This window comes from Amycolatopsis anabasis (assembly GCF_009765355.1).
GTDB classification, from domain to species: Bacteria; Actinomycetota; Actinomycetes; order Mycobacteriales; family Pseudonocardiaceae; genus Amycolatopsis; species Amycolatopsis anabasis.
This window is the reverse complement of sequence record NZ_VTHK01000094.1, coordinates 1-25,939: the sequence shown is the minus strand read 5'-3', so window position 1 is coordinate 25,939 and position 25,939 is coordinate 1. Positions and strand designations below refer to the sequence as shown.

26 protein-coding genes and 1 pseudogene are annotated in these 25,939 nt (G+C 68.3%); 11 read left to right on the top strand and 16 right to left on the bottom strand.

Going from position 1 to position 25,939, the window contains the following annotated elements:
- Positions 1 to 305: 305 nt before the first annotated feature.
- A complete protein-coding gene (locus tag FXO23_RS48305; RefSeq protein ID WP_158895566.1) occupies positions 306 to 1,436 on the bottom strand; it encodes a cytochrome P450 in 1,131 nt (376 codons plus the stop codon).
- Positions 1,437 to 1,904: 468 nt separating this feature from the next.
- Between FXO23_RS48305 and FXO23_RS48300 the strand changes: the two genes are divergently transcribed.
- Together FXO23_RS48300 and FXO23_RS48295 are read left to right on the top strand one after the other, a co-directional pair.
- The gene (locus FXO23_RS48300) at positions 1,905 to 2,096 is read left to right on the top strand and encodes a hypothetical protein (protein ID WP_158895564.1); all 192 of its coding nucleotides are present in this window, start codon (positions 1,905 to 1,907) and stop codon (positions 2,094 to 2,096) included.
- Between the two features lie 8 nt (positions 2,097 to 2,104).
- On the top strand, positions 2,105 to 2,290 hold the full coding sequence (locus FXO23_RS48295) for a hypothetical protein (RefSeq protein WP_158895562.1): 186 nt from the start codon (positions 2,105 to 2,107) through the stop codon (positions 2,288 to 2,290).
- A gap of 155 nt (positions 2,291 to 2,445) precedes the next feature.
- Here the strand turns inward: FXO23_RS48295 and FXO23_RS48290 are convergent, their stop codons facing one another.
- On the bottom strand, positions 2,446 to 2,727 hold the full coding sequence (locus tag FXO23_RS48290) for a hypothetical protein (protein WP_158895560.1): 282 nt from the start codon (positions 2,725 to 2,727) through the stop codon (positions 2,446 to 2,448).
- Between the two features lie 307 nt (positions 2,728 to 3,034).
- Here FXO23_RS48290 and FXO23_RS48285 point away from each other — a divergent pair, with 307 nt between their 5' ends.
- Positions 3,035 to 3,388, top strand: coding sequence for a hypothetical protein (locus FXO23_RS48285; protein WP_158895558.1), 354 nt, complete (start codon positions 3,035 to 3,037; stop codon positions 3,386 to 3,388).
- A 77-nt stretch (positions 3,389 to 3,465) separates the two neighbouring features.
- On the opposite strand, the gene FXO23_RS48280 is transcribed toward FXO23_RS48285, so the two are convergent.
- The 4 genes from FXO23_RS48280 to FXO23_RS48265 all read right to left on the bottom strand — a co-directional run bounded on the left by FXO23_RS48280 (position 3,466) and on the right by FXO23_RS48265 (position 6,978).
- Positions 3,466 to 4,518: a TAXI family TRAP transporter solute-binding subunit gene (locus FXO23_RS48280; protein ID WP_158895556.1), complete on the bottom strand. Its 1,053-nt coding sequence runs from the start codon at positions 4,516 to 4,518 to the stop codon at positions 3,466 to 3,468.
- Between the two features lie 46 nt (positions 4,519 to 4,564).
- The gene (locus FXO23_RS48275; protein WP_158895554.1) at positions 4,565 to 5,443 is read right to left on the bottom strand and encodes a TAXI family TRAP transporter solute-binding subunit; all 879 of its coding nucleotides are present in this window, start codon (positions 5,441 to 5,443) and stop codon (positions 4,565 to 4,567) included.
- A 324-nt stretch (positions 5,444 to 5,767) separates the two neighbouring features.
- Complete coding sequence (locus FXO23_RS48270; RefSeq protein WP_158895552.1) at positions 5,768 to 6,448, bottom strand: hypothetical protein; 681 nt, start codon at positions 6,446 to 6,448, stop codon at positions 5,768 to 5,770.
- Positions 6,445 to 6,978, bottom strand: coding sequence for an RNA polymerase sigma factor (locus FXO23_RS48265; RefSeq protein ID WP_218952415.1), 534 nt, complete (start codon positions 6,976 to 6,978; stop codon positions 6,445 to 6,447). Before FXO23_RS48265 ends, FXO23_RS48270 begins: the two co-directional genes overlap by 4 nt.
- Before the next feature lie 308 nt (positions 6,979 to 7,286).
- Here FXO23_RS48265 and FXO23_RS48260 point away from each other — a divergent pair, with 308 nt between their 5' ends.
- The 3 genes from FXO23_RS48260 (at position 7,287) to FXO23_RS48255 (ending at position 9,241) form a co-directional block, all read left to right on the top strand.
- Positions 7,287 to 7,571 carry a hypothetical protein gene (locus tag FXO23_RS48260; RefSeq protein ID WP_158895550.1) on the top strand — a complete coding sequence of 95 codons (285 nt, stop codon included), beginning with the start codon at positions 7,287 to 7,289 and terminating at the stop codon, positions 7,569 to 7,571.
- 346 nt (positions 7,572 to 7,917) lie between these two features.
- Positions 7,918 to 8,049, top strand: a complete 132-nt coding sequence (locus FXO23_RS52440) for a hypothetical protein (RefSeq protein WP_281356746.1) — start codon at positions 7,918 to 7,920, stop codon at positions 8,047 to 8,049.
- A gap of 127 nt (positions 8,050 to 8,176) precedes the next feature.
- A complete protein-coding gene (locus tag FXO23_RS48255) occupies positions 8,177 to 9,241 on the top strand; it encodes a serine hydrolase domain-containing protein (RefSeq protein WP_246258559.1) in 1,065 nt (354 codons plus the stop codon).
- A gap of 1,473 nt (positions 9,242 to 10,714) precedes the next feature.
- Here the strand turns inward: FXO23_RS48255 and FXO23_RS48250 are convergent.
- Both FXO23_RS48250 and FXO23_RS48245 read right to left on the bottom strand, forming a co-directional pair.
- A complete protein-coding gene (locus FXO23_RS48250; protein ID WP_158895548.1) occupies positions 10,715 to 11,536 on the bottom strand; it encodes an ABC transporter permease in 822 nt (273 codons plus the stop codon).
- Complete coding sequence (locus FXO23_RS48245) at positions 11,533 to 12,561, bottom strand: ATP-binding cassette domain-containing protein (RefSeq protein ID WP_246258557.1); 1,029 nt, start codon at positions 12,559 to 12,561, stop codon at positions 11,533 to 11,535. The genes FXO23_RS48250 and FXO23_RS48245 overlap by 4 nt, the downstream gene beginning before the upstream one ends.
- 114 nt (positions 12,562 to 12,675) lie before the next feature.
- Here FXO23_RS48245 and FXO23_RS48240 point away from each other — a divergent pair, with 114 nt between their 5' ends.
- The gene (locus FXO23_RS48240; protein ID WP_246258555.1) at positions 12,676 to 13,452 is read left to right on the top strand and encodes a TetR/AcrR family transcriptional regulator; all 777 of its coding nucleotides are present in this window, start codon (positions 12,676 to 12,678) and stop codon (positions 13,450 to 13,452) included.
- A gap of 640 nt (positions 13,453 to 14,092) precedes the next feature.
- On the opposite strand, the gene FXO23_RS48235 is transcribed toward FXO23_RS48240, so the two are convergent.
- From FXO23_RS48235 to FXO23_RS48205, 7 genes and pseudogenes are all read right to left on the bottom strand, one after another.
- Entirely contained in the window at positions 14,093 to 14,461 is a 369-nt protein-coding gene (locus FXO23_RS48235; protein WP_158895541.1) for a hypothetical protein, read from the bottom strand.
- A gap of 77 nt (positions 14,462 to 14,538) precedes the next feature.
- Positions 14,539 to 14,970: pseudogene (locus FXO23_RS48230) on the bottom strand (Hsp20/alpha crystallin family protein).
- Positions 14,971 to 15,153: 183 nt separating this feature from the next.
- On the bottom strand, positions 15,154 to 16,083 hold the full coding sequence (locus FXO23_RS48225; RefSeq protein ID WP_218952414.1) for an IS110 family transposase: 930 nt from the start codon (positions 16,081 to 16,083) through the stop codon (positions 15,154 to 15,156).
- Complete coding sequence (locus FXO23_RS48220) at positions 16,052 to 16,717, bottom strand: TetR/AcrR family transcriptional regulator (protein WP_218952413.1); 666 nt, start codon at positions 16,715 to 16,717, stop codon at positions 16,052 to 16,054. The genes FXO23_RS48225 and FXO23_RS48220 overlap by 32 nt, the downstream gene beginning before the upstream one ends.
- Positions 16,718 to 16,746: 29 nt before the next feature.
- On the bottom strand, positions 16,747 to 17,862 hold the full coding sequence (locus FXO23_RS48215; RefSeq protein ID WP_158895537.1) for a hypothetical protein: 1,116 nt from the start codon (positions 17,860 to 17,862) through the stop codon (positions 16,747 to 16,749).
- The gene (locus tag FXO23_RS48210) at positions 17,859 to 19,355 is read right to left on the bottom strand and encodes an NAD(P)/FAD-dependent oxidoreductase (RefSeq protein WP_158895535.1); all 1,497 of its coding nucleotides are present in this window, start codon (positions 19,353 to 19,355) and stop codon (positions 17,859 to 17,861) included. Before FXO23_RS48210 ends, FXO23_RS48215 begins: the two co-directional genes overlap by 4 nt.
- A 1,460-nt stretch (positions 19,356 to 20,815) precedes the next feature.
- Positions 20,816 to 21,838, bottom strand: a complete 1,023-nt coding sequence (locus FXO23_RS48205) for an L-threonylcarbamoyladenylate synthase (RefSeq protein WP_158895533.1) — start codon at positions 21,836 to 21,838, stop codon at positions 20,816 to 20,818.
- 526 nt (positions 21,839 to 22,364) lie between these two features.
- Here FXO23_RS48205 and FXO23_RS48200 point away from each other — a divergent pair.
- A complete protein-coding gene (locus FXO23_RS48200; RefSeq protein ID WP_158895530.1) occupies positions 22,365 to 22,868 on the top strand; it encodes a hypothetical protein in 504 nt (167 codons plus the stop codon).
- Positions 22,869 to 23,411: 543 nt separating this feature from the next.
- Complete coding sequence (locus FXO23_RS48195; RefSeq protein ID WP_158895528.1) at positions 23,412 to 23,726, top strand: hypothetical protein; 315 nt, start codon at positions 23,412 to 23,414, stop codon at positions 23,724 to 23,726.
- Between the two features lie 10 nt (positions 23,727 to 23,736).
- Here FXO23_RS48195 and FXO23_RS48190 read toward each other — a convergent pair whose 3' ends face one another.
- A complete protein-coding gene (locus FXO23_RS48190; RefSeq protein WP_158895526.1) occupies positions 23,737 to 24,120 on the bottom strand; it encodes an STAS domain-containing protein in 384 nt (127 codons plus the stop codon).
- A gap of 232 nt (positions 24,121 to 24,352) precedes the next feature.
- Here FXO23_RS48190 and FXO23_RS48185 point away from each other — a divergent pair, with 232 nt between their 5' ends.
- A complete protein-coding gene (locus tag FXO23_RS48185) occupies positions 24,353 to 24,985 on the top strand; it encodes an anti-sigma factor antagonist (protein WP_158895524.1) in 633 nt (210 codons plus the stop codon).
- 35 nt (positions 24,986 to 25,020) lie between these two features.
- Positions 25,021 to 25,455: a VOC family protein gene (locus FXO23_RS48180; RefSeq protein ID WP_158895522.1), complete on the top strand. Its 435-nt coding sequence runs from the start codon at positions 25,021 to 25,023 to the stop codon at positions 25,453 to 25,455.
- Positions 25,456 to 25,939 lie beyond the last annotated feature (484 nt).

Below are 25,939 nucleotides of genomic sequence, written 5' to 3'. Positions count from 1 at the left end.
AGGACGAAACCCGCTACGCCGCAGACTGACACGCCATATTTGCCTTACGAATCAATAACTGGTTGGCGGTCCTGCCAGCGGCGTCCGGACGCTGTGCGGTAATCGGCATAGGTGCGGGTATTCGGAGCTCTCGGTACCCACCGGCCCGGTGACTGGAAGATGTCGAGCGACTGTTCGGGTCACCGGGCCGAGGGTCGGGAAATCCGTCTTCCTAGTACCAGTACCACCGGCGTTCCGGCTTGGTGTTGAAGACGCGTCGCAGCATCGCGGCCATGGTCGTTCACCTCCTCCCGCTGTCGTGGTGCTTATTCCGTCCGCGTGCGGTGAAGGATGAAAGGCCGGGGGACGATGCCCTCGGACATGGCCGCACGCGTGTCGCCTCTGGTGACCGTCAGGTGCGCTCCCTCGGCCAGCGCGGTCAGCGTCTCGGTGACCATCGTTTGCGCCACCGAGGCGCCAGGGCAGGCGAAGGGGCCCGCGCCGAACGGGAGGTAGGGGCCGTGCCCGTCGGATTCCGCCCAGCGTTCGGGCCGGTATGTGTCGGGGTCGGTCCAGCGGTGCCGGTCGTGGTGCAGCAGGTGAGGGCTGACCGAGACACGGTCGCCGGGGCGCAAGGAGGTTCCCGCGAAGGTGGTGGGGCAGGGGATGGTGCGGCGGAGCATCCAGGGTATCGGCCGATGCCGCAACGCTTCCCGCACGATCTGGTCAGTGGGCCACGGCCAGGGGGAATCGGTGGTGTGGTGCAGGCAGGCCAGCAGCACCGACCATGCCAGCGAGGCGGCCACGGGCGCCGTGATGGCTCGGAACATCATCAGGTGCACCGTGGCCACTGTCCGGTCGGCCAGGTGGTCCGGGCACGCGTCCAGCACGGCGTCCAGCACGTCACGCGGTTCGTCGGCGCGGTGTTGCCGGCGGCGCTGCTGCACCTGTTCGGTCAGGGCCGCGATCAGCCTCGCGCGCGGCACCTCGGCCCGCGCTCGCTGCCACATGCGCGATGCGCGGAACACAACGCCCGCGTCCGCGGCGCGGTCCGCCCACCGCCGCGTTCGGGCCGGTGTACCGGGATGCAGCAGCAGGTCTGCCAAGCAGCGGTACACCAGCCGATTCCCGGCCGCGGGCCAGCGGGTGACCGGCGGCAGCCCGCCCACCGCCGGGGCCAGCGCTGCGCGGTAGTCCGGCAGGCGGGCCCGCAGGACATCGCGCACCGCGTGGCCAACCTCGACCTGGACCGCCCGCGTCGGCAGCAGGTCGCCGAAGAACCCCGACCTGCCCTCGTTGAACTCCTGGCCACGCAACAGCACCCGCGCCAGCGCCGGGTCGCCCAGGCACCAGCCACCCCCGGGCAACCGGATCACCTTCGTCGCGCTGCGCCGACGGAGGTCCTCGACGTACTCCAGCGGATCACTCCGCAACCGGCGCCTATCCCCGATCCTCATCACGCGATGCCCTCCGCGACCTGTTTCGACCGTGGCCTCCAACTCCCCGAGCAGACGCCTGGTCACCAGAGACTGCCCAACGAGAACGAAGGTTGAACCGATGGCCGCCGGTCACAACACGAACGAGGCACAACACCCACTCGGCCAGGCGACCGGGGCAAGACACGGTCCCTTTCCCAGGAGTGCGGGTCGTAGATGTCAAGGAACCAACAGGCCGTAACCGTGCACAGAAGTCGAACTTCGGTTCGTGGCGCCACTGCGGCCCGTCCGGGACCTGTCGCGCCGGTTGGGCCAGCGCGAGCGGCACGGGGAACCCCAGCACGCTCACATACTCGCCGTCCCTGCCACCGGCACCAAGAAGATCTGATCTTGACCAGTGTGGACAGACGGCAGTGGTTTGTGCTGGTCAGTGCCACCCGTGTGGGTGCGGTCGGGTGTGTGGACCGGTCACCGGGGTAGTCCCCGGGCATGAGTAAGAGCAGCGACACGATGTGGAAGCCGGGGCAGAAGGCCCCGGCCAGCGGGTTCTACGAATGCGACGCCGGGTGCTGGCACCGGTTCAGCACCAACGTGGCCGGGCACGTGCTGCCCCCGCTACCGGACGGATGTGCCGGCACAGGGTGGCGGCTGGTCGAACAACGTCCCGGCAGCGCCGAGTGAGCCGGGGTATGACCGGACAATCGCTCCCGGAGGACCGGACCAGCCTGCTCGCCCTGGCCCGCCAGGCCGGCATCCCCCGCGCCCACTACCTGACCACCGGGGAACTGCGGGACGCGTTGCGCCACCCCCGCCACGACGGCCCGCACGAGCAGAAAGACCACGGCAGCCCCCCGCCCCACCCCAACCCTGGGTGAATCGGAACGGCTTCGCAGGATGTTGCGGGGCGCGGGAGCTGGGCTGCGTGATCACCACTTCCGCAGGTTGGCGAATTTGCTCCGTGCGCCAATCGCCGCGGTGGACGCCGCCGACCCCCGGACTAGGCCCGCGCCGCAGAGACTCGAACGTCAGCCTAGGTGCACCGTCCGGCGGCACGCCTGAGCGCGTCCTTGGCTTGGCAGACCGCGGTCTCCGGCACGCCGAGCTGCAGCAGGTTGCGCACCCGGTCGGCGGCATCGCCGAGCTCGTCACCACGATGATCCCGGGCCGTCCGGGTCAACAGGACTACCGCCGCTTGCAGAACTTCCGGCCCGGCCGGATCCATCTGCCCCGGCGGAAACAGTTCCTCCACCACCTCGGCCAACGCGTTCGCCGAAACCCGATCGAAACTGGCCACGTTGTTTCCCTTGACCATGGTCTCCACCCTGCGCACGGAACCAGCCCCGGAAAAGCACCCGTCCGAGTGTCCTCTCAGGATTCACCGGATGCGGTGCTGATCGCCTGCGGCAGCCCGGAGCTGGTCGGCCAGTGCGGCAAGATCGCCACCCGCCTCGCCCACGCCAAGGAACGTCGGTCAGTTCCCGGAAATGCGCCACTGCCTGGGTGAACCCCGATCCGGTGATCGTGCGGTTCGAAGCCCGGGTTTGTCGGGGGCGCGGGAGACGCTGATCAGCGACCTGATCGGCTCGAATCGGAAGGACCCGTGATGACCGACATCACCGGTGACCCTTCGTCTTCACGTCCTGGCGCGGCTGGACCACCTCACCACCGAACTCGCCGAGCAGCGCGCCGAGCTGGCCCGAGGCCCCTACGGTGACCAGGACAGCACGCGCGTCGGCGTGCTTGCGCCCGCCCTGCACGCGATGACCTTCGTGCGAGAGGTGATGAACGCGTTCCTCCCCGGCATCGACGAGCAAACCGAGAAACTGATCGGGATGGCCGCCGTCGGGCATCCCGACGTCCGGGAACTCGACCGTGAGGAGCGCGAGGAGGTGGCCAGGACCGGCGCCGACCTGCTGCGCGACATCTTTGCGGATGCCCTCGTACAGCGCCGTCGCGAACGATGTGGCTGGTGACCAGATCCGCGGTCGTGTTGCTGGACTGTGCCAACCGAACGACGTTCCTGCGGCCGAGGAGCCGTTGCGATTAGTGGTCAGTTGAGTGATCGGTAGTACTTTTGCGCGCCGGGGTGTAGTGGGATGGGCATGGTGTCGCGGGCTAGGTCGGGTCGGATGCTGTTGTGGTTCACGAAACCAACGAGGTTGACGGATGGTTCGAGCAGGGTGCGGGTGAGGGCTTCGGCCACGTTGTCGGGCATGGCGTCGGTGGTCAGGAGGAGGACGGGAACCATTACGGCGGAGGTGGTGCTGGAGGCCCGTGCGTAGGCCGGGTACCGGGCGCGGAGGGGCGGCATTACGTCGCTCAGATCGAGATGGCGGAGTCCGGGCTGGTTCCAGTCGTTATCCCGATTTCCGAGGAAGCTGGCATCGAAGCGATTGTCGAGCAGGGCCATCCGGCCCTCGAGCGAGGGGAGGTGTTCGCGTGCCGCGTCGATGCTGGCGGTGTCCAGTAGTCGTGTCGCGAGCATCTCGTGTTCGGAGCCCGCGACATTGATCGTGACCCGCTGCCCGCGCAAGTCGGCCGGTGTTCGTACCGGGGATTTTTCCCGGACCGTGAGTCTGACGTAGTCGGTATGCATCCAGGTCAGTGCCCGGAGGTTGCGCCCGCCCGGCTGTCCGGATGCGGCGGCCTCGGTGGCGATATCGGCGGTGGCGAGCGCGATGTCGATCCCACCCGAGCGGAGCCGGGTGACATTGTCGGTGAAATCCTTGGTGGCGATCACTGTGGGGTTGGCGGGCGGCAGATGGGCTATCCAGTTGTTGGCCAGCGCCTGCATGGAGACAGGGGCCTCGCTGTCTGTCTGCCCGTGTTGAGCGATTGTGAGTGTGAATTCGTCGAGTTCGTTTTTGTTGTTGTGGTGCTGGCAGCTGGAGATCGTCCCCGTGATGGCCAGGAGCACTGCGGCGGCCATCGTGCGGTGCCTGTGTCCGTGTCGTGCTCGCGATGCCGTGATCATCCTGTGCTCCGTCGTGGTGCGGGCTTTCGGCTGGGTGACACCCCCCATCACCCCACCCAGTCGAAAGCCCGCCAACTGACCGGAATCCCGCTTCGAGCGGTTCCGCCCGTGATACACCGCCACCGCCATAACGGTTCCATACCCCCGCGATCGAGGAGCCTCTGCGGCTGTGTGGTCAGTTGATTGATCGGTAGTACTTTTGCGCGCCGGGGTGTAGGGGGATTGGCATGGTGTCGCGGGCTAGACCGGGGCGGGTGTTGCCTTGATTCATGACGTTGTCGAGGTTGCGTGATTCGAGCAGGGTGCGGGTGAGTGCCTCGGCCACGCTGTCGGGCATCGCGTCAGTGACCAGGAGGAGCACGGGAACCATCACGAAGGAACCGGAGCTCGCGGCCCGCGTGTAGGCCGGGTACCGGGCGCGGAGGGCCGGCAGCACTCCGCTCAGATCGAGAGATCGCAGCCCGCCCGGCCTCTGGCCGAACAGGCCGTCGGGGTCCGTGCTCCCGAAGAAGCGGGCATCGATGCTCGCCGTGGTCAAGGCCCTCATACCGTCTCCCATGGTGAGATGTTTCCGCTCCGCATCGATGCCGGCGGCCTCTAGCAACCGTGACGCGAGCAGTTCGAGTTCGGGGTTCGCCACGTTGACCGTGACCTGGCGCCCGAGCAAGTCGGTCAGCGTCCGTGCCGGGGAGTATTCCAAGGCGGTCAGTTCCACGTAGTAACTGTGCATCCAGGTCAGCGCCCGGAGGTTGCGTTGCCCCGGTTGTTTTGATTCGGCGGCCTCAGTGGCGATATCAGCGGTGGCGAGTGCGACGTCGACCGCACCCGCGCGGAGCCGGGTGACATTGTCGGTGAAATCCTTAGTGGTGATCAAGATTGGCCGACTGGTAGGCAAACCGCTCGCCCAGACGTCAGCCATCCTCCGGACATCGAAATACGCCATGTTGTCCGTCGAAGAGTGCTGCGCGACGGTGAGCGTCAACCCGTCGAGCTGGTTCTTGTGCTGGCAGCCGGAGATCAATCCCGCCAAGACCAAGAACACGGCGGCGACCATCGTGCCGCGACCGCGCCCATGCCTTCCCCACGGCGCGTGGCGATAGCCGGGCCCGCGGTCATTGTCAGGTCCCAAGCGGCGTTCCGGACGCCCAGCAACACCCTGGCGGTGCCGACCCCCCGGCGTCCATGCCCGCAACGCTGTGATCATCCTGTGCCCCGTCGTGGTGCGGGCTTTCGGCTGGGTAGCACCCCCATCACCCCACCCAGCCGAAAGCCGACCAACTGCCCGGAACCCCGCTTTCGAGCGGTTCCGCCCCTGATACACCGCCACCGCTACAACGGTTCCACACCCCCGCGCACCGGACACCGCAGCGGCCACGGCTCACCCCGAAACCTGGCGGGCCAGGGCGGCCAGCTCGTCGAAACCCACATCGGCCTGCAACGCGAACGTGATCCCATCGGCGATCCACACCAGCCTGCTGGCCTGGAACTTTCGTGTGTAGAACGCGCCCGTCGCATCGAGGTAGCGCTCCTCATGCACACCCGGCAACCAGGTGGCCAGATGGTTGCCCACTACCCGGGTCTCGCCGTGCAGTCCGATCTGCAGAGCACCGGGCACGGACTCTTCCAGCACGACCTGGCGGCCACCGACCGTGTAGGACAGCACCATCACTCCTGGCCGGTCGCCATCACCCACCACGACCCGATCCGGTGGACCCCATTCCGGCGGAACCCGAGACGCGATCGGCACCATCGCGCGGGCTTGCTCCAGCGTCACGGCACGTTGCTGCGGCAACGCCGAGGCGCCGTACCCCGCATCCGGCTGCAAGACCGACCGCCCGAGGACCAGCACCCCACCCAGCGCCACCACCATGATCGCCGCCGCGGCGGCGATCAACGCCACAGGCCTGGTGACGCGCAACCGGCGGCCCGGCCGCACCTGCTCGGCCTCCACGCGGCGGCGCACCGCCGCCGCGAGACCGGGCGGGGCGTCCAGCTCGGCGAACCGCCGGCCCAACGCCCGCAGCGCCTCCTCCACGACATGATCATCACGGCGGGTCATTGCCAGCCACCTTCTTCCAGATCCGGCCCCAGAACCGCCCGCAACCGAGCCAGCGCCCGCGACGTGCGCGACTTCACCGAACCCCGCGCCCACCCCAGGACCCGCGCGGTCTCGCCCTCGGACAAATCCAGCAGATACCGGCACGACAACACCAGGCGATCCTTGTCCGGCAGTCCCTGCAGCACCGCCCACAGCCGCCGATCGAGCTCCTTCCGCACCACTGCCAGATGCGGGTCCCCGGCCCCAGCATCCACGCCTTCGGGGAACATCGCGACAACCCGTTGCTCCAGGCCCTGCCGCCGTCTCCGGGACCTGTGCAGATTCCTCGTCTCGTTCGCCACGATCCGCAGCAACCACGGCCGAAACGGCTGCCCCGCCCGAAATCCGCGCAAGCCCCTCAGTGCCTTGACGAATGCATCCTGCACCACGTCCTCGGCATCACCGCCCGCGCCCAGCAGCACCGCCACCCGGTACGCCGCAGCCTGATACCGCCCGACCAGCATCCCGAACGCATCGAGATCCCCAGCCACGGCACGCCCAATCACGACCGCGTCGTCCGTCCCAACCTCCGGCCCAACCCGGTGACCTGTCCTCACCCCCTGACTACACCGCCGCACCCCGCCCAGGTTCCACCAACCCAGCGACACCCCACCACCACCGACGCCGCCGACACCCGCAGCGCGCGGTCACTCGCCGCGCAGGATGCGGTCCACTTCGTTCTCCGACGTGCCCAAGATCTTGTGGTGATGCAGCAGGCCGCTGGGGTCGCCGGGCAGTCCGCCGATCAGGCCGGGCAGTGAGTGTGTAGCGCCGGAGCCAGGCCGGGCGACTGCAGGACATGAGCCGTGCCAGGGACAACGCGATGTGCTTCGTCGCGTTCAACAGAAACACCCGGGTAGCGAGCTTCGGCTACCGCATCTGGGCGTCCCGCACGTCCTTTTACATCAAACCCCGCGACATCGACTTCGACATCAAGATCAGCGTGCACGGACCGGATCCCCGCTACGACCAGCCGGGTTTCAAATTCGGGCTCGACGGCTCCGCAGCCGCGCTGGTGCACGAGAGAAGCGCATGGCGTTTCGAGGATGGGCCAGAATGGGCTGGTTCCCTGGCGTTGACCTAGGGCGGGACGTGACACATCTCGCGCGGTTCCGCTTTCCCTGGAACGCGTTCGAACCCGGCGCCCCCAGCGGGCCGCAGCCGACGACCTCGCGGGAGATCGGCAAGCACCTAGTTATCGAAGCTCCGGGACCACTTTTCGCGGCCGACGTCGATCTGTACCTCCGACAACGGGAAGCCAGCAAGCACTGGCCCTACTACGCAACATCAACGACACCAGGGAAGAAGCCCACGTCTTGGAAGATCTCGGGCACGCCCACACCACGCGCAGCCACTACGCGCAAGCCCACGCATGCTGGCAGAACGCTCTGGGGGGCGCTCAGAACCCTTGAGTGCGAGCCTCTGAGTGCGTGACGCTGTCGACCAACGAAGCCCTCTCGACCGCTTCGACCCGTCCGGGGCCACCGTTCGGCCCAGAGGTTGACGCCCTGTTCACCGACCACGGCAACGACCTCATCGCTGATCACAACGCGGTGGCGTAGTTGACCTCTGGTCGTTCTGCTGGGTGATCTTGTCCCAGTCGAAGTCGCGGCCATTGCGGCAGGTGGGGATGTCCGGTACACGGTGATCCGGTGTGGTGTCAGTTAATTGGCGATCGGGAGGTAGACGATGGCAGAAGGCGCGTTCGTCGCCAGTGGTAACGGCGCCAGGCTTGATCAGAAACAACTGCTCGCCGTGATCGATCGCGATACCCGGGAATGGAACGAGTCCGCTCGGGACATGGTCAGCTATCTGGCTTCGCAGGTCGCTGACGCCAGCGATCGGGGCGTCCTCGGACCGCTGCTGGCCGCGACCGGAGGCAGCGGCGTTGTGCGGTTCGGCGGGTGTGAGGTGGCCCGCTGGGGCGATACGTCGGCACCGGAAATGGCCTTCAGCGCGACGAAAAGCGTGATCTCCGTCGTGGCCGGCATCGCCTATGACACCGGGCTGCTGATTCCGCGGCAGCGTGTATACGACGTGCTCGGCCTATCCGAGTTCGCCACCGGCGATGCCCGCGAGATCACCTGGGAGCACCTGCTGCAGCAGACCAGCCAGTGGGAGGGCACGCTGTGGACGAAACCCACGTCTGTCGACGTCCAGAGCTTCCGCGAGGGCACCGAGGTGCACGGCACACCACCCGGGCAGGGCTGGGCCTACAACGATGTCCGCGTGAACGTGCTGACTTACGCGCTCACCGTGCTGTTCGGACGTTCGCTCGAGGAGGTCCTGCGTGAGGAGGTCATGACGCCGATCGGGGCCTCCCGATCCTGGTCCTGGCACGGCTACGACAATTCCTTCGTCGAGATCAACGGCGCGTCGATCCCGGTGGTCAGTGGAGGCGCGCACTGGGGCGGCGGACTGTTCATCTCGGCCGCCGACCTCGCACTCATCGGCCAGTTGTATCTCGACGGCGGCCGCTGGGGGCAACGTCAGGTGATCAGCACCGAGTGGATCACCAGGTCATGGTCGCCGTGTGAGGTCAAGCCCGAGTACGGCTACCTGTGGTGGCTCAACGACGACCGCATACCGTGGCCGACCGCGCCCACGACCGGGCGCTGCGCCCGGGGCAACGGCGGCCGACACCTACTATGGGTCGACCCGGCCCGCGATCTGGTCCTCAGCACGCATTGGACCGAACACATCGACCAGTTACTCGCCCAGGTCTCCGCAGCGATCACTCCCGCCTCGGACTGACCGCCGGACGCCGCATCCGACGAGTCGTCACTGACAGAGGCTTGCGGGCCAAAGGCGGTCAACGCGCGTGGCGAGCCTGCCAGTGAGACGTGCCGGATGGACCCTGCCTGCACCAGCGGACCGTCCAACTCACCGCTGGCCTCGTTACGAACGCCCGGCTCGTCGACCACGGTACCCAGTCTGTCGCCGCTATCACCGCACTGCGGTGCAACCAGCCGATACCGCCCTCATGGAGCACCCCTGCCGACTCGCTTGGCGATCCTCGCGCCGCCGCAGCGGCGTAACGGATTCCGGTACGTCACACAACACGGCTCAGCAGGCTGGACGCGCGAGCAAGGTCTTTCCAAGCCGGGCGTCCAGCCTGGGGCAGGTGGTCGATCCACCGGCCACGTGCCAAGAGGGGAGACCTCCATGAAATCCAAGATCGTTGCCGCAGTGCTGACGCTTGCGGCTTCCGGACACGGCCAGCGCCACAATCAATTATTGTGCGGCTAGAGTGCACGCGCGCCGCGCAATCGCTGGCGTGACATTTCCCTGGTTGACGAATATCGAGACACATGTCGAATGGTGTCCGATGGCGCCCTCTTCGCAAGCCCTGTCAGTGAGGGGGCCAGTGGGGTAGCCGTGACTGCGAATATAGTTGACACATGCCGTGTGGTTTTGCACATCGACGTTGGTCTTGGGCGCGCCCTGTGCGGCAGTAAGAGCAGGCGAATCGGCTGCCGATGCAGTGGTCGCGCATATGGCCGCTCCGCCTACGGTCATCGCCGCGACAGCCGCAGCCCTCGCCAGTATCTTTGCGCATCGAATCATCAGCGGCTACTCCTTCATTCTTGGGCCACCAGCGGTGGCGTCAGCAGCTCTCACCATAACCATTCTGTTGATGCGTAGAAGGGATGTTAAGCGGTGCCTTAAAGGGTGGTCATGCGGGATTATGCGCACGCTTGAGGCGCTGGGCTCATATGACGGATGGGGCGTCTGGTTCGTAGCAGGCACAACAGAATAGCTGGTCGGGGGTGAACCATGGCATTCACCATCGGCGAACTGGTCAGGTATCCCCGCATCGACGACAAGGGCGTCGCCGGCAAACTGCTCCACCCCGCGAGTCTGGCCGCACCGCTGCTGGAAGTGGCGAGCCACCTCGATCCCAACGGCTGCCCGCCGCGGTGTTGCCACCGACGCGGTCACCGACCTGCTGTCCGCCCGCGTGGGGCGTCCGGTGGACGAGGAGGAAGCTCCCGATGGGTTCTGTTGATCGGGTGTGGTCGCCGCCGGCGAAATACCGACTCCAGGGCTGCCGGCTCGGCCGAGACTCGCGCGGTCGCTGGTGGGTGTAGCCGAGCGTCCTGGCAGCGACCGGTGCGGGTGCTTGGAGGATGAGCTCGCAGTACGGCGGTGCGGGGACGTCGCGTCGTGTAGGCGCTTTCTCGCTGCTGGTCGGTAGTCATGGGCTGGCCGATGCAACGGGGTGGTTCACCGGCGGAGATGTCGGTAGGTGGAGGCGGACAGTGGCAGGAAGATGATCGTGAGCAGCGCCGGCGCCGTGATGGCCAGCAGGGTGGCGTTCTCGGTGAACCAGGAGCTGCTGGCGCTGGGATTTCCGAAGAGGTCGCGGATCGCCGTTGCGGTGGCTGAGAGGGGGTTGGCTTGGGCGATCGTGCCGAGCCATCGGGGCATGGTGGCGGTGTCGATGAACACACTGGACAGGAACAGCAGCGGCCACAGCGCGAGCTGCACGGCGGTGGCGGCTTCCTGGTTCCTGATCTTCAATCCGCTGAAGAGTCCGACCCACAGCAGCGCGAACCGCAGCAGGAGCAGGAGCGCGAAGGCGGTGATGAGCGCTGGCGCGGACGCGTCCGGGCGCCATCCCAACAGCATTCCGGCGGCTACGGTCACGGCAAGGGTGATCAGGGAGTTGAGCATGTCGGCGGTGCAGCGTCCGGCGACCACCGCGAATCCGCTCATCGGCAGCGATCGGAATCGGTCGGTGACGCCCTTGGACGCATCGGCCGAGACCGCCGCCATGGTCGCCTCCAATCCGAAGAACATGGCCATGGTCAACGCGCCGGGCATGATGTAGTCGATGTAGGACCCGCCGACGGCTGTGCTGATGGCACCGCCGAGCAGGGCGATGAACAGCGCCATCATCAACACGGGGAACAGCCAGCCGAAGACCATCACCCCGGGGCGGTTGCGCCAGTGCTGCAGGTCGCGGCGGGCGATCGTCCAGGTGTCCGCGAGCGCCCAGCGGAGCCGGTCCGCCGGCCGATCGGCGACTGTGGTGAAGGTTGTCATGCGGGCACTCCTTGCGACTGGTCGGTTGGGAGGTCGGACTCGCCCGTGTGGGCGTGGCCGGTGGCCGTGGTGCCGGTGAGGTGGATGAACACCTCGTCCAGCGTGGGGCTACGGATAAGCAGGTCGTCCAGGACGATGCCGTCGTCGCGGAGCGCGGCCGCGACACCGAGCAGGGCATGGGTGCGGTCGACGACCGGAACGCGCACTCGCCCTTGCGCGATGTGGATGTCGCCGCCGACCGCCCAGGGCGCCGCGATCGCGCCGATCCGCGGGATGTCCGCTTCGGCGCGGGGGACCAGCTCGAGCCAGTCGTTCCCGACACGCGCCTTGAGCTCGCCGGGTGTCCCGCCGGCGACCACCCGGCCTCGGGCCAGCATCGAGATGTGGTCGGCGAGTTGGTCGGCCTCTTCCAGATACTGCGTGGTGAGCAGGACCGTGGTGCCGCCCTGCACCAGGCCGCGGATGGCCTTCCAGACCTCCCGGCGCCCGGCGGGATCCAGCCCCGCAGTGGGTTCGTCGACGAACAGGATCTCGGGCGCCACGATCAGGCCGGCGGCTAGATCAAGCCGCCGGCGCATTCCGCCGGAGTAGGCGCTGACCCGCTTGGACCCGGTCTCGGCCAGGTCGAACCGCTCCAGCAACTCCTCGGCCCTTCGCCGGGCCGCCGGGGGAGCGAGCCGGCTCAGCCGGGCGAACATCACCAAGTTCTGCCGACCGGAGAGCTCTTCGTCCACGGCCGCGTACTGGCCGACCAGCCCGATCCGCCGCCGCACCTGCCGCCCTTCCCGGACCACGTCGTGCCCGGCGACCCGTACCGTTCCATGGTCGAACTCGAGCAACGTGGCCATGATCCGCACAGCGGTCGTCTTGCCGGCGCCGTTGGGGCCGAGCAGGCCGTGCACGGTCCCTCGAGGGACCCCGAGCTCGAATCCGTCCAGTGCGGGTGGCTGTTCCTTGCCTGTGGCGGGGTATTTCTTGCGGACCTCGCGCGCGGCGATGGCCAGATCCTTCTCGGGTGCGGGCACAAGCCTCTCCTCCTCGACTGCAGTACGCCGTACGGTACGGCGTACGAAAACGGTACGGTACGGTGTACGGAAGACGCAAGGTGCTGGTTCGCCTTCGCCCGGAAGGAGATCTTGGTGGTTCGCCGCTCGTCGGACCCGGACCTGGCCCGCAGCATCCACTTGCTGTGGGGCCATCACCCCAGCCCTGGCCGGTCCGGGCTCACCGTGTCCGCGATCGTCCGCACCGGCATCGAGATCGCTGACACCGACGGGCTCGACGCCGTCTCCATGCGCAACGTGGCCGACCGTCTCGGGGTCGGCGCGATGTCCCTCTACGGACATGTGCCCGGCAAGGACGACCTCACCGCGCTCATGATCGACTCGGTCTATGGCGAGCTCTACGACAACGACGTCGAGGCGGCGACCCGGGCGGGCGGCTGGCGCGAGGCGATGAAGTTCATCGCCGAGCAGAACTGGGCCCTCTATGAGCGACATCCCTGGCTGTTCGACATCCGCTCGTCCTGGCGGCCCATCGGACCGAACATCGGCCGGAAGTACGAAACCGAACTACGACCACTCGACGGTATCGGCCTGTCCGACGTCGAGATGGACGCCGCCCTGACCCTGGTGCTCGGCCACGTCGAGAGCACCGCCCGCACGCACCGGAGCGCCTCGCGAACCGCGGCCGAATCCGGAATGTCCGACGCCGAATGGTGGGGTGCCGTCCTCCCGGCCCTGGAACAGGTGATGGTCGACGACACCCTGGTCCTGTCCGCGCGGGTCGGCTACGCGGTCGGCTCGCAGTTCAACGCGGCACAGGACCCCGAGCACGCGCTCGCGTTCGGCCTGGACACCATCCTCGACGGTATCCAAGCCCGCATCACCGCTTCGAATCGCGAAACACCCCAGTGAGATGGTTGCGCCGGTGCCCCCGGGACGGCCCGTGGGCACCAGACCCATGACCGGCCAAGCTCGCGGATGCCCAGCCGCGGCCGCTCACCCGATCGACGACGCTCACCGCCAGTCGGCGGCGGCTGGCCAGGCTCGTGGTTATCCAGCGACGCGCGGATCCATGTCCAGCACCACCGAGTCCAGAGCGCCTCAGGTCTTTTCCTGCCAGCACACCGTTCTCAGTCACGATGCGCGCACGGCATCGACGATGCGGCCGTTGACACGGGCCCGAGCGGCCAACCGGCGACACCACCTAGGTCAAGGTCAAGGGATGGAAACCCGCATGAGCCACGGGCAGAACCGCAGGCTGCCTTCAGCACAGGTCACAGCGAACCGCGCGCGTGGTGGTCGTGAACTCACGAACCGTTACCGGTCGGGTTTCTGTTCGGCGCGGGGGTCGGTTTCAGTGGCGGCGCCGGGCTACCGCGCGGCGCCGCTGCTGGTGGCCAGGATCTCCAGGGCGACCAGGGCGGGGATCGGGACGCTGTCGATGTCGGCGCGCCAAGCGGCCAGTAGCGCGGCCAGTTAGGCCAGTACGAGAATCCGTGGTCGACGTTCGTGCCGGAGAACATCGACCACGGATGCGCGTACCCGGCCGGGATCACGAGAGATCGCCCCGGCCGCCTGTGGACGCGTCGTCGGCGGTGGGCCGGGCCAGGCCGCGCAGGTCGTCCAGGGCGGGGCCGATGAGCAGGCAGGCGGTGGTCAGGCAGCCGTGCGTCGCACGCAGGTCGGCGACCAGTTCGCGGGCGAGGTGCCCATCGTCGCCGTCGCGGGCGGTCAGCGCGGCCGGGGCGGCGTCGATCACGGTGGCGACCAGCGCGGCCAGGGCGGCCGCGACCTTGTGCGTGCCCTCGACCGCGGTGTGCAGTCCGTTGAGTCCGGGTGTCGCGGTGGCGACCGCGTCCCGGGCGTGATCGAGCAGGTGGCGGGTCTCGGCCACCGGCACCGATTCCTCGAGCGCGGACACGGTATCCACCTTCCCTCTCACTCGCGCCGTGGCGGTGGAGGTGAAGACGTCCCCACCGCCACGGCGGCCGAAGCCGGTCAGGCGTTGATTTCTTTGTGGTCGGTGCCGCCGGTGATGGCGATCTTGCGGGGCTTGGCCTTCTCCGCGACCGGGATCCGCAGGGTCAGCACCCCAGCGTCATAGCTGGCGTTGATGTTGTCGGCGTCCAGGGTGTCGCCCAGGAACAGCTAGCGGGAGAACACCCCGCGCGGGCGTTCGGCGGCGCTGACCTCCACGTCCTCGCCGAACTCCGGGCGGCGTTCGGCCTTGACAGTGAGCACGTTGCGCTTGACGTCCAGATCGATCGAGTCCGGCGCCACCCCGGGCAGGTCGAACTGGACCACGTACTCGTCGCCGGAGCGGTAGGCGTCCATCGGCATCACCGCCGGCCGTGTCGTGGTGCCGGTGGCGCCGAAGAACTGCTGGGTCAGCCGGTCCAGCTCCCGGAACGGGTCGGTCCGCATCAACATCGTCGGTCTCCTCTCCACCATCGCGTGCCTGTCGGCCGTGGGCGCGGAGCTGTCAGGCATGGCGGGACGAGCTGTTCAGTGCTTGCTGGGCCCGGAAACTGGAGGTGCTGATCCAAGTTCGTCCGGAGCGGGACCAGACGGGCAGCTCGAAGCGTCGATAGCGGCGGTGGCGGCCTAGCGGAGTTATGGGCTCCGGATGCCAAGGCGAGCATGTCCTGGCCAGCCGGACCGGGAACAGGGGAGGACCGGCATGGCCGAGCACGTAGAGACTGCTGACGTGGAACCCGACTCGCCGGTGGCGGGGCCGAGGCGCGTGTGGGGGCGAGCACCACGGCCAACGCGGCGCACCAGCTGTTGGACTCGAACGGTTTGGCCGCCAGCCAGCACCGCCGGCCAGACGCACTCCAGCAGGTCGCGCAGTTGCTGGATATCCGTGGTGGCCTCGGCGATCAGCCGTTTCCGCCGGGCACTCAGGTGCCGCAACCGCGCCCAGGCCTCCTCCACCCGCTTCGGCACAGAGCAGCGCAGATCGCTGACCAGCCGGGCGATCAGCACCGCATCCTTGTCATCGGTCTTGTCCCGTGTGTAGTCCTCACTTTCCCGGGCCCGGCCGACCAGCAACGGCTTCACGCACACCAGCGGCATGTCCATTCCGGCGGCGAGTTGATCGAGTACCCGCCACCGATGCCCGGTCGGCTCGCAGAACCCGTGCCGGCGGGCGATTTGGCGTGCCCGTTCCAATGCCGGACCCAGCCGCCATGCCTTGGCCCGGATCCGTTTGCGGGCCAGCACACGCGAATGCGCGCGGAGAACCTGGCGCTGATCGGCTACCACCAGAAGCTGACGCTGACCCCGATCTTCGGCTCCGGCATACTGTGCTCGTCGGACGGGCAGTGCTTTCCCACGCGCACCTTTCGACCAACCGGTCGCCCCGACGTCGCCCACACCAGTTCGGGCGAGGGGCGCCGTAGTGCAGGCGACTCCAAGATGTCCCGAAGGCCCCTGCACGTACCGGAAAATGTCCAGTTTATCCGTGCACGCGACTTCGAGATCGGCATGGTCGCCGAGAGCTGGATCGGTTCTACCGGTCGTCAATTCGGGTCGGACCGCCATGGGTCGAGGTGGCGGTTTCCGCGTGCTCCGCACGGTTCGGTGACAGCGCTGGTCCGATCCAGCGGCGGACGAGATCGCGCAGTTCGTCGTCGGTGGCCGGTGGTGTGGAGGGGTATTGCAGGAATGACATGAACAGTCGCATCAGGATCTCGGCGAGTCCCTGGAGTTCGGCGTCGGTGGTCACGCCGGCGGCGGCCCAGTCGACCTCGGCGTCGCGCAGGATCCGGGCCCCGAGCGAGAAGGCCGGGGGTGTGGTGGTCCCGGCGGTGAAGTAGTCGGCTTCACCGGCTTGGAGGAGCAGGCCCAGGTAGGGCTCGTCGGGCAGGCTGCGGATGGCGAAGACGACGGATTCGACGGCGACTTCGACCGGGCTGTCGAACGAGGCCAGGTGACGCCGCATCCGTTCGGCGAACTCGTCGGCCCCCGCGTGGGCGACGGCGCGCAGGATCTCGGCCAGGCTGGGGAAGTAGCGGTAGACGGTCTGCCGGGTCACGCCCGCCTCCGCCGCGACGTGGGAGAGGCTGGTCTTGGCCAGCCCGGCGCGGTCGATGCACGCTATCGCCGCTTTGACGATCCGGCGGCGCGCCTCGTCTTCGGCGCCGGGAGGGTCGCCCTGCCATCCGTGGTACCCCATGCCGCCCATCGTCCCAGATGAGGCGCCGCTCAACCGATGGCCGGGCGTGCGAACCGTTTCGCGTGTTGCGCGGTCAGCAACAGCCCGGCGGCGAGGAAGCAGGCGAGTGCGTAGGGCCCGCTCCCGATGGGGGTGCCGCCACTGGTGATGCCATCGTGGGCGCCGAAGTAGGCCGGCAGCGCGCTGATCCAGAACACCGCCATCGCACCCAGGTAGACCGCGGGGTAGTACCGGCTGAAGGCGGGCAGTGGTTCGTCCGTTCCGCGACCGGTGGAGCGCAGGTGTGACACGACGATCCACGACCCGGCCAGCCAGACCAGGGCCAGTTCGACGCCGAGTGCCCAGGCTTGCGCGGTTGTGTTGGGATGGTCCCCGCCGAAGAGGCTCGCCGGGATGCCGGCGATCGCCATGGTCGGCGGGGTGAGGACGCCCGCCACCAGAATGCGCGGCACCAGCGGCCATCCGCGTCGCGGTCGGCCGTCCCCTGCCGGGCCGCCCGCGAGGCGCACCACGAGGTAGGTCATGGCCGCCATCGACACCGAGGCGAACAGCAGCATGCTGGTCATGGGGACCGAGGCCAGCGCCGGGTGGTTGACGAGGTGGTTGCCCGGATTCCAGGCCCACCACCGCAGTTGCGGTCCTATGTGGTCGAAGACCTCGTAGAAGACCTGGCAGGCGAAGGCGACGGCGACGGCCCCGGCCAGTGGGCCGCGGCGTGAGAAGATCCCGAGCGACCGCACGAGTTCGTAGGCGAGCTGGCTGATCACCGGGTAGAACGCCACGATGTAGAGCGGCAGCCGGTCCGCCATGAACTGCACGGTGAACTGGTTGTGCGCGAAGATGAATCCGTACAGCCGGTCGAGACCGAACCATTCGGGGAAGTAGAGCGGCGGTTCGGTGACGAAGAGATAGACCAGCGAGGCCCACCACAGGGCCAGGTTGACCGGATCGCCCGCGCGGTACCGGCGGACGGCGTGCACGAGCGCGAAGACGGCGCCGCCGACGATCAGGACCTCGAGGAGCGGCATCGTCCAGTTGGCGAGTTCCCAGGGCGCGCGGACGGAGACCACCGGGGCGGCGTCGTGGCAGTCGAAGCCGAGCTGGCGGGTGACGGCCTCCACCTGGGGCCCGCAGACGGCGCTCATCCCGCTGACGCCGTGGTCGCGGCGGGCGTGCCGGCTGCCGAGTAGTCGGTGGCCGGTGGCTCGGCCTGGGCGTCGAAGCCGAAGGGGACCCGGTGCCGGCCCAGTGCGGCGCGGACCCGGTAGCGCACCAGCCCCGCGATCACCCGCGGGTTCCGCATCATCTCGCCCAGCGACTCGTCCAGGTTGAACACCTTGGCGAAGTGCTCGTCGACGACGTCGTCCTCTCGGGCGGCACCGACGATGAGGCTGAACGCGGGGGAGGACACGGCCGCGAGGAGGCGGCGCTGCCACCCGCGCAACCGTTCGGTGCCCTCCGCACATTCGTAGCCCTGGTCGCGAGCCATCGCCAAGCTCCACGGCACCGCGAGGAGCTTGCGCTGCGCCGCGAGGAACCGTGCGCAGAACCTCGCATCGAGGCTCGTGGCGCGGGACAGGTGCTCGCGCAGCAGCAGAGCCGATCCCGACGCGGAGCTGATGCCTTGGGCGTAGAACGGATTGAACGCGCAGATCGAGTCGCCGATGAACGCCAGGCCCTTCGGCGGGTTCGCCCAGCGGTCGTAGCGCCGCCACCTGTTGCCGGTGGACCGGGTCAGGTGCACCTCCGAGATGGGCGTGCACCGGTCCATCGCGGCGGCGAACAATGGGGTCCGCACCCGGCGGGCCGACTCGACGAAATCGTCGGTCGTACGCGGCATGTCCAAGCCCCACGAGCCCATGCAGGCGATGACGCGGTTCCCCTCGATCGGGAAGAAGTTCACCAGGAACTCGTGCTCCGCGGGGTGCTCACTCCGATCCTGGGTCGGCATGATCACCAGGTGCTGCCACCACCAGGACGCCGGTCGCCGCGGGGGCGAGGGCAGCTCGTACCAGCGCGAGGTGTAGGTGACCTTGGCGTCGAGGGTCCGCACCTCGGGCTCCGGCCAGCCCGCCGCCACCAGCCACTTGGCGACCGGCGAACCACGGCCCATCGCGTCCACGACGAAGTCGGCGTCCACGTGCTCATCGCCGGCGGACGTGGTCAGCTCGACCCCCGTGACCGTTCCGTCGCCAGTGCCGCCGCCCCTCGTGGCCAGGCCCCGCACGGTGACGCCCTCGCGGATGACCACATTGGACAGTTCCCGCACCTTGTCGCGCAGCACCCGCTCGATGAGGATCCGCGAGCTGTAGATCATCGTCATCGCGCTGCGTTTGCGCGCCGACCAGCCCTCCTTGTCGAGGTAGGCGGCGTCCATCGACGGCATCAGGTGCAGCCCGCCCGCCGCGATGAGGTCGTCCTCGAAACCGGGGAACAGCGCCCCGATCGCACGGCGGCCCGAGTTCAGCAGGAAGTGCGGATGCTTGCTCTGCGGCACGCCGCGCCGGTGCTCGGCCTCCGCCGGAAGCTCGTCCCGCTCCAGCACGAACACCTGGTCGAAGTACCGGGACAACGCCCCGGCAGCGCACAGACCAGCGGCACTTCCACCGAGGACGACAGCACTCTTGCCGAGCTTCACGCGAACCAACTCCGAACCGCCATTCATACAAACTTAGAGATAATGTATGAATGATCGCGCAGGCGTGTCAACAGTCACTACACGACGGCCCGCGTTGCCCGGCACACGGCGCTGCTGACCTGTTCCGGCTCCAGCGCTGTTCCCGCTCGCCAACCACCACCGCGGCGAGGTCGCCGCGATCGACGTGAAGGTGCTGCGTGGCTTCTTCGAGTCGGTCTCCGGGCTGTCCACAACCAGCCGGGCCCGCAAGCAGGCGCGCTGGCCGCGTTCCGACGTCGACCAAGCGGCGCCAGGTCCGCGGTGTCAGCCAGTGCGCGTTGCTGCGCCGGGCGTCTTTCGCCCGTGCCACCGGCACCGACAGCACCTGCCCGTCTCGGCCCACGACCTGCTTCATCACAACCGGGTTCCGCACGGCCAAGCCGTTCTCGCCTGTCCACCGGTAGCTGCTGGTGTTTCGTCCCGCCGCCACGCTCGGGATTGCTCTCGGCGAACCGCCGCCAATGCTCGTAATCCTCCAGGCCCCCGCGGCTACCGCACCGGCGCGCTGTTCTGCTGCGAGAAGAACTCCGTCGGCGCGCCACTGCGCTACACCAGCGGCGAAGTCCGCTGGTGTAGCGCAGTACCGCCACGCCGCGGGCGAGGCCATCTCGCTGCAGCAGCTGCGCCAAACCCACGGCACCGAACTCGCCAACGACGGCGCGCCGATCGAAACCGCCCGCGACCGACTCGGCCATCGCGACATCCGCTCCACCTGCTCAACGCCGAAAAATCGACCGGGCCACCGACAACGAAATTCGCGCCAGGCGCCGACCCCGCCGCCCGCGAAGCCACCAGCACCAGCATCCACTGTGGACACCACGCGGCCGCACGCCTCCGCCACGCCCCAGCCCGAACCGAAAACTCCAGTCACGCCGAACCCCGCGGGAAAGGGAATCGGCTCGCATGCCAGCACTGTGGACACGCCCGAAACTTCAGGAGGAGTCCGAGCAGCACCGGACCGGCTACGCCCTCACCTGGCGCCTCCCCAGCCCCAACCAGCACCGTGACCGCCGAGCACCGCTGCGCCGCCTGCACACCCTGCGAAACGGCCGCCGACATCGTCTGCTCAACCTGCGGCGAAGGTTCCTGCTGCCGACCGAGGTCGAAACCTGGCTACGCGCACAACACTTGCACCGGGACGAGGACGACCTGGTCTGCCGGACCTGCGCCGAGCGACTCCGGATTTCTAGCCCTATCTAGCTACCGGCCAGCAGGTTTGCCCCTGGGCGTAAACCCCAAGCACCGGGCCGAACAGCACGGCGGAGTACGCGCGGCACTAGTGTGACCGGTCCTGGGATCGGCTGGAGCTCGATCACCGGGCGTGCACAGGACTTCGAGCATCCGTGCTGTCCACTCCGGACACTGACTAATGCCCAACGTCGGCTGCATGGATGAGCTGGCACTGTGGTGCATCGTGGTCGTTACCGAGACACTCCGCGCTGTCGGCGGATGGCATTGGTGGCGGTGTCGTTCGGGGGTCGGGGTCCGGCGGCGCGGCGGAGCCGGTTGGCGATCGCGAGTCCCAGCCCCTGCTGCACCGGCAAGGATGTGACGATGAGGTCGCACCCGCGCTGGTCGAGTTCGCGCAGGAGCCCGTACAGCCCGCGGGCGTAGGCGGCCATCGAGCGGGGGAGGGCGACTACGGCGTGCGCCTTGACCGGGGCGTCGGCGAGGGCGGGCGGAACCAGGACGCCCACCTGGTGACCGTGCTCCTGCGCGAGTTCGGCCTCGGCGACGACCTTGTCGGGCTTGACGAGGACGACCCGCGCCCGCGGCGCGTAGTGCGTGGGATGCTGGCCCGGCACCCGAACGCGGCTCGTCGAGCCGTCCGCGAGCGGGCGCCCCAGTACCGTTTCGAGGTCCTCGCGGATGACCCCGCCGGGCCGAAGGATGCTCGGGATCTCGCTCGTGGTGTCGACGATGGTCGACTCGACGCCGACCTCGCAGGGGCCGCCGTCCAGTACGAAGTCGACGGCGTCGCCGAGTTCCGCGCGGACATGGTCGGCGGTGGTGGGGCTGACCGAGCCGAAGCGGTTGGCCGACGGGGCCGCGACACCACCGTCGAAGGCCGCAAGCAGCGCGAGTGCGACGGGGTGGTCGGGCACGCGCACGGCCACCGTGTCCAGGCCGCCGGTGGCTTCGCGGGGCACCCGGCGGCCGCGCCGCAGGACCAGTGTGAGTGGCCCGGGCCAGAAATGTTCGGCCAGCAGCCGCGCCGCCGGAGGCACGTCTTCGACCCAGAGGTCCAGGTGCTCCGGGCCGCAGAGGTGGACGATCAACGGGTGAGAGGGCGGGCGCCCCTTGGCCTGGAAGACCCGCGCGAGGGCGGCGGGGTCGGCGGCGTTGGCGCCCAGGCCGTAGACGGTCTCGGTCGGCAGCGCCACCAGCCCTCCGGCGCGCAGCGCACCGGCCGCCTTCTCGATGTCACGGGTTCGTGCCGTCACACTCACCAATCCTGCCCCATCCGCTCTGCGAGGCCGTCCCCGGTCCCAGGAACCCCCGGACACCGCGCGGCCGGCAGGGGTTTCACTGTGGTGGGGGTGGCCTCCCCGCTCAGAGGCTGTTCGCGAACCCCACCCTTGAGTCCTAAGAGGAGCGTGGCGCACTCGATTGGGGGTCCCACGGATCGGCAGACGACGGCCATCGACCTGTTCAGCCAGCGCCGCTCGTTTACCACTGCTTACAGACCGGCCAGACCTATGACGAGACCAAGGCATTTGCGGAAGCCCTCGAACGCCGGCTCGATGGTGTGATCGCTCGTGGCGGATGAGGTTGGGGGATCTCTCGGCGGTGGCCTGGGGTCCTTTTGGGGTTCGTGGGCGGATTCGGGGGTCGCTGGATTCGGGGGTGTGGGTGGTGGATGCGGGAAAGCCGGATCAGAGCGGGGTACGCGATGGGGCAGGCCCGACAAACGATGTAGCGAAGGAAGTGAGCACGATGTCTGGTCAACCTCTCGTGGGGAGTGCTGTGGTGGCCGTTGCCGCGACGGTCTCGCTGACCGGGTCCGCCGTGGCCGCGCCGCAGGCCACCGCGCAGGAGGACGATGTGGTGATCCTCCTCGAAACGGAGCTGCCCGACGCGCCTGATGACGCGAAGCTCAACCTGTGCGCCGACGACTACAACCCGCTCAAGCAGGAAGCGCGCCTGTGGGCAGAGGTGCTCGGTGACGGCGAGACCCCGGGCCAGCGGGGGGTGTGCGCGGTCACCGACCTGCCCGACCTGGACCCGGCCGGAGACACCGCACGGAGTGGGACGCCCACGGCGCGAGGCAGCGGCTTTATGGATCTGGGCATGCTCGCGCTCGGCAAGCTAGCCGAGAACCAGAAAAATGCCTTCGCGGAGTACTGCAAGAAGAATCCGGGGGCGAGTGGCACCCGATGGATCAGCATTGGCCTTCGCGGCCCTCGGAAGCCGGTCAACTGGAGCTGTCCGCCCGAGCAGCGGGTCGAGGTAGCGATGCCCAGCCCCACCTGATCAGCCGAGACGCTACCTCGGATCGGTACGGATGCGGTGCACGCGGGACCGGTGACGGTAGCTAGATCACTGACCTCGGCATGAGCCTTTTGCCCCCTTTGGTGCGTGCTGCGCGGGTGAGCTGCTGGCCAGGGTCTTTCGGCTCGGGGTGCGAGGCTTCCGGCAGCGTCGCGGGGACCAACGGCGCTGCCCGTCGACCGGCCCCAGCGCGGAGTCTGGAGCGGTTCCCGCAGCCCCAGACCCTGGCCAACGGGACCTTCGCGGCGGGCGGAACGTGACCCGCCCGCTGCAGAAGGAGCCGGGGCGGCCTCGTCTTGTCGCTGGCCGCCGAACGTCCTGCTGCGCTCGCTCCCCTGGAGCGCAGCAGCGGGCCACTTCGTCTTCGTGACCGCGTGCCCGCTCTCCGGAGGCAGCGGGCTTAGCGTCGTGGCCGCGCACTCACCCCGCAGCGTCTCAGAAGGTGTGTCAGTAAATCCGGTGAATCTGACAGGACACTCGGACGGGTACTTTTCCGGGGCTGGTTCCGTGCGCAGGGTGGAGAGCATGGTCGAGGGGAACAGCGTGGCCAGTTTCGATCGGGTTTCGGCGAACGTGCTGGCCGAGGTGGTGGAGGAGCTGCTTCCGCCGGGGCAGATGGATCCGGCCGGGCCGGAGGTTCTGCAAGCGGCGGTGGTCCTGTTGACCCGGACGGCCCGGGATCATCGTGGTGACGAGCTCGGCGATGCCGCCGACCGGGTGCGCAACCTGCTGCAGCTCGGCGTGCCGGAGACCATGATCTACCAAGCCGAGGATGCGCTCAGGCGAGTCCTAAATGGTCGTTCGAGTGTCGGTGCTGTGGGGCGCCGCCGGGCCGGGTGAGCGTGCGGGGCTATCGCCGGGTGCGTGGTGTGCGGATGGCGTCGGCGAGGGTGGGGTAGAGCGTGAACACGTCGGTCAGCCCGGTGATTTCCAGGGACCGCAGGGGACGGCCGGTGGCGACGATCCGCAGCCGGGTGTTGCGGCCGCAGTGGTGTTGCGCGGCGACCAGCACGGTGAGGGCGGCGGAGGTCATGAGCACCACGCCGGTCAGATCGAGCACCAGTATCTTGGGCTGCTGGGCCAGGGCCAGGGTGACCGATTCGGCCAGTTGCGGTGCGGTGACGTGGTCGATTTCGCCGCGGGCGGTCAGCACCGCGACCGGGCCGTGATGCTCCACCGACACCGCCACTATCGGCGCTCCCGGCTGCGGGCTGGGGGCGGTGGGTTCGGTCACGCTGCTCACCCCGCCATTCTGCCGCCTCGCACCATCGTGGCCCAGGCGATCCCCCGGTTGGCGGATTACTCGTGGCTAGGGTGCAGGGGCCGTCTGGTGCGGGTTCGCCGCCGTGGTCTCCTCGCTCCGCTGAGCGTGAATGCGCTGGCGGTGCGGGTTGCTGGTGCTGGGTGTTGGGGTTGCGGATGCGTAACCGTCGAAGGCGAGGGTGTTCTTCGGATGGAGTGTGGTGATGGCGGAGTTCGTCGACCGGGTCCCCGGGGTGGTGGGGTCTGCGGGGCGGCCATTGCTGCGGCTGGACCGCGAGGTCACTGGGCATGCGGTGGTCGTGCATGCGGTCGGCGAGGTCGATGTGAGCACCACGCCGTTGCTGGATGAGCAGTTGCGGGTGGCCGAGTCCGTGGTGGTCGCGCCCGCTCCGGTGGTGGCCGAGCTGTCCGGGGTGCGGCTGCTGAGCTGCCAGGGCCTGACTGTCCTGGTGGAGCATCACCAGCGCTGCGCCGGCCGGAAGGTGCCGCTGCGGCTGGTCGCTGATCACCGGGCGGTGTTGCGGCCGCTGCGCCTCACCGGTCTGGACACCACCCTGACGGTGCGGCCGGACCTGCCCACGGCGCTGCGGCCTGACCCGGGGCCGACCTACTCGTCGCCGGCGCTGGCTGACCAGCACGCCCTGCGGCAGGGACGCGAAGTCTGCCGTGGTCAGGGATTCAGCCTGCACGTCACCGCGACGGCCGAGACCCATCGCGCGCTGCTGGCCGCCGCGGCGGCGCTGAACACCGAGAGCGCGTCCTCGGCCGACCGCAAGGCGTACCGGATCTACGGGGAACGACTGAACACTGCCGCTATCAGCAGCCGAAACGACTGAGCTCGACTGTCGTGGGTGCGCAGTACGGTCCTGCCATGGCAGCCAGAATCGATCTGACATTTGATTGCGCGGACGCGCAGCTCCTCGCCGCGTTCTGGAAGACAGCCTTGGGCTATGTCGACGAGCCACCACCCGCTCCGTTCACCACACGCGAGGAGTGGCTGGCCCAGTTCGACCTACCCGAGGACGAGTCCGTGGACGACGGCGCATGGCTCTACGATCCCGACGGCGTCGGTCCCCGCCTTTCCATCCTCAAGGTCCCCGAGCCCAAGACCGCCAAGAACCGGCTCCACATCGACATCCGGGTGCCGGGACACGGCAATCCCGACGAGCGATGGGCGCGGATCAAGGCAGAATCCGTGCGCCTGGTGACGGCGGGCGGAAGCGTCTTGGCGGAGGACGATGGTCACCATGTGGTGATGGCCGACCCGGAAGGCGACGAGTTCTGCGTCGCCGCAGCCCCAGCGTGATCCGAACGTTCCACTTTGCCCCATCGTCCCTTTAGGACTCAAAGCTCAGGACTCCGAACAACCACTGAGGTTTTCCGCGGTGCCGCCGAGGAGTGCAGAGGACTTCAGTCATCCGTGCAGTCGGGTCCGAACATCGACACCCCCCACCCGCGGCCACCCTCTCCAGGACCGGCGGGGCCGCAGGTCAGCCTCCGCCGGAGTGGATGGATGCTTTGTCCTGGGCAACGTTCAGAATGGGAGAGTTCTTCACATAACTGACATTTGCCCGTTTTTCGGTTTCCTGGTGATCGGCGGGCCGCCATCGCTGTCGGCCTCGACCGTTGTTGACCCCGCGTATCGCTTGAAGATCACGGAGGCCAGGAATGAACCAGAGGGCAGGAGGTAAGGCGGCCATGGGCCCGCCGGGTGGGGGAGCAGGGAACCTGCGCCGCGGGGGGAACGGCTCCCGGTGCGGGAAACGAAGCTCCGCGAAACCGGTGGTGGT